Genomic DNA, 1,909 nt, shown 5'->3' with positions numbered 1-1,909 from the left:
CTCTCCCACGATCTGCGCCGCCCGCGCCTGGCCGGGGTGATGCCCAACCTCCTCGCGGAGATCGCGCTGTACCGCTTCCGCCGCGCCGGCTGAGAACCGGCCGTGCGATAGGCAGCGCGACGCGGGCGCGTATAATTCGGGGCAGGACGAACACGGAGGAGTCCCGTCATGAAGCTGCTGCGCCCCATTCTTGCCGCGGCACTCGCCCTGACCTGCGCCACCGCCCAGGCACAGCGCAGCGAGCGCTTCGGCGACTACGAGATCCACTACAACGCCATCCCCACGGCAATGCTCGCCCCCGAGGTCGCCCGCGCCTATGACGTCGCCCGCAGCCGCGGCCGGGCCCTGGTGACCGTCACCGTCCTCCGCGACGGCCGCTCGGTGCCCGCAAGGATGACGGGTAACGCCATCAACGACGCCGGCCAGCCCCAGGGCCTGAGTCTCCGGGAGGTGCGCGAGGGCGGGGGCATCTACTACATCGCCACCGCGCGGATCGACCCGCCAGACCGCTTGCGGGTAGAGTTGGAGGTCCGGCCCCGGGACACCACGGACGCGAGCTACACGCTCAGCTTCGAGCAGTCCTTCTTCCCCGAGGAATGACAACGGCCGCACCCCGTGGCCCCGCCAAGGAGAGCGCCCCATGAGCCAGACTTGGCTGATCACCCACCCGGCCTGCCTGGAGCACGATACCGGCCCGGGCCACCCGGAGAACGCCCAGCGCCTGCGCGCCATCCTGCGCGCGCTCCAGGCCGACGAGTTCGCCGGCCTGGAGCGCCATGAGGCCACCCCGGCCAGCCGGGAACAGCTCGAGCGCGTGCACGACGCGGACTACGTCGCCGCGACCCTGGCAGCCATCCCCGCAGAGGGGCGGCGCAGCCTCGACGGCGACACGGTGATCAGCGCCGGCAGTGGCGAAGCCGCCCTCCATGCCGCCGGCGCCGGCTGTCAGGCGGTGGACGCGGTGCTCGCCGGCGACGCGAGGCGGGTGTTCTGCGCGGTCCGCCCCCCGGGACACCACGCCGAGCCGGATCAGGCGATGGGCTTCTGCCTGTTCAACAACATCGCCGTCGCCGCGGCCCACGCCCGCGCGGCACACGGCCTGCAGCGCGTCGCGGTGGTGGATTTCGATGTCCACCACGGCAACGGCACCCAGGCCATGCTCGGTGCGCGCGAGGGGTTCATGTACGCCTCCACTCATCAACGCCCGCTGTTCCCGGGCACCGGGCGGCGTCAGGACAACCGCGAGGGCGCGCTCTACAACATCCCGCTGATCGAGGGCTGCGACTCGGAGCTCTTTCGCGAGCACTTCCACAACGAGGTCATCTCCGCACTCATGCGCTTCGAACCCGATATCGTGCTGGTATCGGCGGGGTTCGACGCCCACGGGCTCGACCCCCTGGCGGGACTGGAGCTCTGCGAGGCGGACTTCCACTGGGCGACCGAGGAGCTGACCTCGGTAGCGGACTACACCTGTGGTGGGCGGCTGGTCTCCATGCTCGAGGGCGGCTATCACCTCGACGCCCTGGCCTCGAGCGCAGCAGCCCACGTCGCCGCGCTCCTGGGGCTGCGCTACGACGCCTGCACCCGCACCGAGCCGGTCGTTTAACGACTATTCCCGGGGCGGCGGCTCCGCCAGCTCCACGGACAGGTCGCTGAACTCCAGCCAGGCCAGTCGCGGCATCCCGCGCACCGGCGCGCCGCCGGGGAAACACGGGACCAGCGACTGCCGGGTGGCGAACACCAGTCCGTTCACGCCCTCGAGGGATTCCATGAGCTGCGCCACGCGCATGGTCCGCCCCCAGGCGACCGGCGCGTACTCCGCACGTACCAGTGCGCCCTTGGCGTCCGCGTGCAGGCGCTGCTCGGGGGCCGGCACCGGCAGGTCCCCCGGCAGTGTCACGTCCAGCCA

3 protein-coding genes are annotated in these 1,909 nt (G+C 71.6%); 2 read left to right on the top strand and 1 reads right to left on the bottom strand.

Going from position 1 to position 1,909, the window contains the following annotated elements; translation table 11 throughout:
* Positions 1-168 precede the first annotated feature (168 nt).
* Both G7A99_RS18880 and G7A99_RS18875 read left to right on the top strand, forming a co-directional pair.
* On the top strand, positions 169-600 hold the full coding sequence (locus G7A99_RS18880; RefSeq protein WP_163143103.1) for a DUF4426 domain-containing protein: 432 nt from the start codon (positions 169-171) through the stop codon (positions 598-600).
* 40 nt (positions 601-640) lie between these two features.
* A complete protein-coding gene (locus G7A99_RS18875) occupies positions 641-1,606 on the top strand; it encodes a histone deacetylase family protein (protein WP_163143101.1) in 966 nt (321 codons plus the stop codon).
* A 3-nt stretch (positions 1,607-1,609) separates the two neighbouring features.
* Here the strand turns inward: G7A99_RS18875 and G7A99_RS18870 are convergent.
* Positions 1,610-1,909: hypothetical protein (locus tag G7A99_RS18870; RefSeq protein ID WP_163143098.1), on the bottom strand; the 300-nt coding region annotated here is incomplete at its 5' end.

It is taken from the genome of Arhodomonas sp. KWT (assembly GCF_010993615.1).
The sequence above is the reverse complement of the archived record's forward strand: the minus strand, read 5'-3'. Positions and strand labels throughout refer to the sequence as shown.

Coding starts and splice junctions, on each gene's coding strand:
- G7A99_RS18880 (WP_163143103.1), top strand. CDS start 169: ATGAAGCTGCTGCGCCCCATTCTTGCCGCGGCACTCGCCCTGACCTGC.
- G7A99_RS18875 (WP_163143101.1), top strand. CDS start 641: ATGAGCCAGACTTGGCTGATCACCCACCCGGCCTGCCTGGAGCACGAT.